The sequence below is a fragment of the Intestinibacter sp. genome (assembly GCF_034113885.1).
Classification (GTDB): domain Bacteria; phylum Bacillota; class Clostridia; order Peptostreptococcales; family Peptostreptococcaceae; genus Intestinibacter.
The window spans coordinates 1-5,534 of record NZ_JAXEWM010000218.1 but is presented as its reverse complement, the minus strand read 5'-3'; the positions used below and the strand labels follow the sequence as shown (position 1 = coordinate 5,534).

3 protein-coding genes, 1 pseudogene and 1 other annotated feature are annotated in these 5,534 nt (G+C 30.3%); of the genes and pseudogenes, 3 read left to right on the top strand and 1 reads right to left on the bottom strand.

Features of this window, described 5'->3' with window-relative positions; translation table 11 throughout:
* From SPD90_RS13360 to ileS, 3 genes and pseudogenes are all read left to right on the top strand, one after another.
* A pseudogene (locus SPD90_RS13360) lies at positions 1-360 on the top strand (RNA-binding protein); the annotation flags it as partial.
* Positions 361-371: 11 nt separating this feature from the next.
* Positions 372-995 carry a DivIVA domain-containing protein gene (locus SPD90_RS13355; RefSeq protein WP_320627143.1) on the top strand — a complete coding sequence of 208 codons (624 nt, stop codon included), beginning with the start codon at positions 372-374 and terminating at the stop codon, positions 993-995.
* A 137-nt stretch (positions 996-1,132) separates the two neighbouring features.
* Positions 1,133-1,355 (top strand) — a binding site (T-box leader).
* Positions 1,356-1,536: 181 nt separating this feature from the next.
* A complete protein-coding gene (ileS, locus tag SPD90_RS13350; RefSeq protein WP_320925547.1) occupies positions 1,537-4,650 on the top strand; it encodes an isoleucine--tRNA ligase in 3,114 nt (1,037 codons plus the stop codon).
* A 73-nt stretch (positions 4,651-4,723) separates the two neighbouring features.
* Here the strand turns inward: ileS and SPD90_RS13345 are convergent, their stop codons facing one another.
* The gene (locus SPD90_RS13345; RefSeq protein WP_320627145.1) at positions 4,724-5,278 is read right to left on the bottom strand and encodes a TetR/AcrR family transcriptional regulator; all 555 of its coding nucleotides are present in this window, start codon (positions 5,276-5,278) and stop codon (positions 4,724-4,726) included.
* Between the last annotated feature and the right edge of the window lie 256 nt (positions 5,279-5,534).

The following is a 5,534-nucleotide window of genomic DNA, read 5'->3' as shown; positions in this document are numbered from 1 at the left end:
ATATGTGATTTTATAATTATTAACTTAGATAAGGTTTCTAGAAATAATGTAAAAGTTAAGGAAATAGCTGTAAAAGATATTATCAAAAATGAATTGAATTTCAAAGAGATATCTTTTACAGTTTCATCTTTAAGGATAGATTCTATTATAAGTGGCGTTTATAATTTATCTAGGACAGAAAGTGTAAAGTTAATAAAAGGTGAAAAAGTAAATATAGATTATGAAAAGATACTATCTCCATCTAAAGAAGTTAAATCTCAAAGCCTCGTATCAGTAAGAGGTCATGGAAGATTTATAGTTGAGATTGGAGACTTAACAAAAAAAGGTAGGATAAAAATAAAAGGAAAGATTTTTTTATAGGAGGTTAAAGCATGATAACTCCAATTGAGATACAAAATAAAGAATTTAGAAGATCTTTTAGAGGATATAATGAAGAGGAAGTAGACGAATTTTTAAAAATAGTTACAACAGATTTTGAAGCTATTTATAAAGAAAATATGGATCTTCAAGAAAAGATAAAATTGTATCAAGAACAAGTAAGCAGATATAAAAGCATAGAGGATACATTAAATGCGACATTGATTACAGCGCAAAGTGCGGCAGAGGATACTTGTCTTGCTGCCAATAAAAAGGCTAAGATAATAGTTGAGGAGGCTCAGCTTCAATCAAAACATATAATCGATGAAACAAATAATCGTGTATTAGAGATGAGAAAAGAATACGATAATTTAGTAAAGGAATTTAAAATCTTCAGAAATAGATTTAAATCATTGATAGAGGATGAAATGGAAAATATCGATGAAATTTTTTCTGATGTAGATGAAAATTGTCAAATTCCTTTTAGAGAATGTAATTATATAAAAGAGGATATGGATGATACAGCTGAGCTATTTACTCGAGAAGTTATTGCAGATCAAGAAGTCCGTGGTGAAATAGATATAGAGGATACAGAAGAAGCAGATAAAAATAATACTGAGTTATCAAAAAACAATTAAAATTTCAATTAAATGTATAAAAAAATAAATATTAGTAATAATATAAATACAATATGCAATAATAAAATATATTGATTATGTTTTTTGTTGACGAATAAAGTTAATTATTGTATAATTATCAAGTATAATTGAAGAACAGAAAAGCTATGATAGAGAGAGTAGACTTTTAAATAATTTACAGAGAGTTGGATTAGGTGGAAGCCAATATTTATGAGAAAGTTGAAGATCACTCTGGAGCTGTAAGCTGAAAGATTTTGTCTATTAAGCCGAGCCGGTTAGTGCCGTTAAACTATAGAGTGTTACATATTTATTTTAATATGTAGAATTAGGGTGGTAACGCGATTATAACTCGTCCCTTTGTAAGGGAGGAGTTTTTTTATTTGGTAATAATTAAACATTAAGGTAACAATTATAAAAATTATATTTTTAGACTTTTTAATTAATATGTAAAAGTTAAATTTATAACTTATATGTATATTTTAATTGAGAAATTAAGAAAAGTGAGTAAATAATATCAAATCAAAAAAGAAAGGGTGATATTATGGCTAAATTTAAGCCTCTTGTTGATTCTTCTGTCAAAGATGCTGAAGCAGAAGTGTCAAAATATTGGAAAGATATAAACATATTAGAAAAAACATTAGAAAAAGGTGTCAACGATCCAAGTTATGTATTCTATGAAGGACCTCCAACAGCTAATGGAAACCCAGGTATACACCATGTTGTAGCTAGAACATTAAAAGACTGGGTTTGTAGATACAAAACTATGAGCGGTTACCAAGTTCAAAGAAAAGCTGGATGGGATACTCACGGTCTACCTGTAGAATTACAAGTTGAAAAAGAATTAGGGCTTACAAACAAACAACAAATAGAAGAATATGGTATAAAAGAATTCAACCAAAAATGTAGAGAGTCAGTTTTCTCTTATGAAGCAAAATGGAGAAATATGACTGAAAGAATGGCATATGAAGTTGACTTAGACAACCCATATATAACTCTAGACAACAATTATATAGAATCAGTTTGGTGGATATTAGACAAATTCAATAAAGAAGGGTATTTATACGAAGGACATAAAATAGTTCCTTACTGCCCAAGATGTGGAACTGGTCTTGCTTCACACGAAGTTGCTCAAGGGTACAAAGAAATAAAAACTAACACAGTTATCTGTAAATTCAAGAAAAAGGATGCTGAAAATGAATATTTCCTAGCATGGACAACTACTCCTTGGACTTTACCATCAAATGTGTCATTAACAGTAAATCCGGAAGTAGACTACTTAAAAGTTTCTAAAGATGGCGAAGTATACTATGTATGCCAAGATTTAGCAAATAAGGTATTAGGTGAAGGTACTTATGAAGTACTTGAAACAATGAAAGGTAAAGATTTAGAATATATCGAATACGAACAATTAATGCCTTTCGTTGATGTAGATAAAAAAGCATTTTATGTAACTTGCATGGATTATGTAACTACAGAAGATGGTACTGGTATAGTTCATACTGCACCAGCATTTGGTGAAGACGACTACAATTGCGGTAGAAAATATAGTTTACCAGTTGTGCAACCAGTTGATACAACTGGTAAATTTACAGCTACTCCATGGGAAGGTCGCTTCGTAATGGAAGATGGACTAGACGTTGAAATAATTAAATGGTTAGCTAAAGAAGGCAAATTATTCTCTAAAGAAAAAATAGCTCATAACTATCCACACTGCTGGAGATGTGGTACTCCACTTGTATATTATGCAAACCCAAGCTGGTATATAGAAATGACTAAATTTAGAGATCAATTAGTTGCAAATAACAACACAGTAAATTGGTATCCTAAATTTGTAGGTGAAGGTAGATTTGGAAACTGGCTAGAAAACGTAAAAGACTGGGCAGTATCTAGAACTAGATATTGGGGTACTCCACTTAACGTATGGAGATGTGAATGTGGACATACTGAATCAATAGGATCTAGAGCAGAGCTTGCAGAAAAAGCTATAGAAAAAATAGATCCAGCTACAGTAGAATTGCATAGACCATATGTAGATGAAATACATTTAACTTGTCCAGAATGTGGTAAACCAATGACAAGAGTAAAAGAAGTTATAGACTGCTGGTTCGACAGTGGTGCTATGCCATTTGCTCAACATCATTACCCATTTGAAAACAAAGAAAAATTCGAAAGATTATTCCCAGCAGATTATATCTGTGAAGGTATAGATCAAACTAGAGGATGGTTCTACTCATTACTTGCAATATCGACTTTCGTAATGGGTAAAGCACCTTACAAAAACGTACTTGTTAACGACTTAGTTCTTGACAAAAACGGTAAAAAGATGAGTAAATCAAAAGGAAATACAGTAAATCCATTTGAATTATTCGATAAATACGGAGCAGATGCTTTAAGATGGTACTTACTATACGTATCACCACCATGGACTCCAATCAGATTTGACGAAGCTGGACTTAGAGAAATACAAAGTAAGTTCTTAGGAACTATGAAAAACGTATATAACTTCTTCACATTATATGCAAATACAGACGACATAGATCCAAAAGATTTCTTTGTTGAATACAAAGATAGACCAGAACTTGACAGATGGATATTATCTAAATACAACAGCTTAGTAAAAGAAACTGTAGAAAATCTAGAAATATTCGAAGTCAACAGAGTAATAAGAAATATACAAGCTTTCATAAACGATGATTTATCTAACTGGTATATAAGAAGATCTAGAAGACGTTTCTGGGCTACAGAATTAACAGAAGACAAAAAAGCAGTTTACAACACTACTTATGAATTATTAACTGGATTATGCAGATTAATAGCTCCATTTGCTCCATACATGTCAGAAGAAATGTACAGAGATTTAACAGGTGAAGTATCAGTACACTTAGCTAGCTATCCAAAATGCGATGAAAGTTTAATCGATGCTAAGCTTGAAGAAAAAATGGAATTAACTAAGGCTTTAGTTGCTCTAGGTAGAGCTTCAAGAGAAGAAAGCAAAATAAAAGTTCGTCAACCAGTATCAAAAGTATTAGTTGATGGTAAATACGAAGAATTAATAAGTGATGTTGTAGACCTTATAAAAGAAGAATTAAACGTAAAAGAAGTAGTATTTGCTAAGAACCTAGAAGAATATATGAACTTCAGCTTAAAACCAAACTTCAAGGTATTAGGACCAGTTTTAGGTTCTAAGATGAAACTATTTGCAGGTGCATTAACTAAGCTAGATGCAAATGAAGTAGTTCCTAAATTAGAAGCAGGCGAAAAAGTAGCTGTTGATTTAGATGGTGAAGCATTTGAATTTGATAAAGATCAAGTTTTAATAAACATAGCTTCTAAAGCAGGTTTCGATGTTGCTATGGAAAATAATATATTCGTTATATTAGACACTAATTTAACTGAAGAGCTTGTAAATGAAGGATATGCAAGAGAATTCATATCTAAGGTTCAACAAATAAGAAAAGCAAGCAACTTCGAAGTTCTAGACAATATAGATATAGAATTCAATGCTGATGATGAAATAGCTAAAGCAGTTGAAATATTCGCAGACTATATCAAGACAGAAACATTAGCAGTTGAAATAAAAGCAGTTGATGTAACTGACTTTGAAAAATACGACTTAAATGGTCATGAAACAGGAATAAAAGTAACTAAAAAATAATATACTTAGAAAAACTATAGTATAAAAGTATAAAAGGAACTAATTTGATGTTTATTTCAAATTAGTTCCCTTTTTATTTTAGCTTGTCGATTAAGAATCTAGATATTTCTCCATAAGGAAGTTTTTCTGTTTTTAATAGACTTTGCACTACTAATCCATCTACAATAGAAATCAGTAAAAATGATATAGGATATGAATCGTCCTTAAATCTAGTTGCTCTTTGAATTTCTAATTCCAATGCCTTTCGCCATTCAATATATTTAATTTTAAATCTCTCTTTAAGTACTTCGTTGCCTGTGATTGCCTCGCAAATTAAATACATATGTATTCTTCCGTGATTTTCTATATCAGATATTTTATTTAATACAACAGATATAAACTCTTCTGTAGTTGAATGGAAACCTGCGTTTTGTAGACATTCAATTAGCGCATGAGTTATTACTTTTAAGTGCATTTCTGCCATATCGCAAATTATATCGTCTTTACTAGAGTAGTGATAGTATAACGTTCCTTTGCTAATACCTACTTCTTTGGCTATATCTGCAAGACTAGTGTTTTTTATACCTTTTTTAGCCATTAATTTTGTAGATGTCGCCAAGATAGTTTCTTTCATATTATTTGGTTTCATAGCTTATAACCTTTCTATTTTAATTATATATCAAGAAAATAAATTTATTTAAATTATAATAGTAGATTAAAATAAAGTCAAATTTAGAGGATGGATATATAATCAAATATATTGACTTTTAATAGATAAAGGAATAAAATAATATTAGAAATCGGTCGTTTGACCGACTGAAAAAATAATTATATACAAGTGAGGAATAAAAATGGATAAAATTAAATTAGTAACTGATGGTTCTTGTGATCTTTCAGAAGAAGTT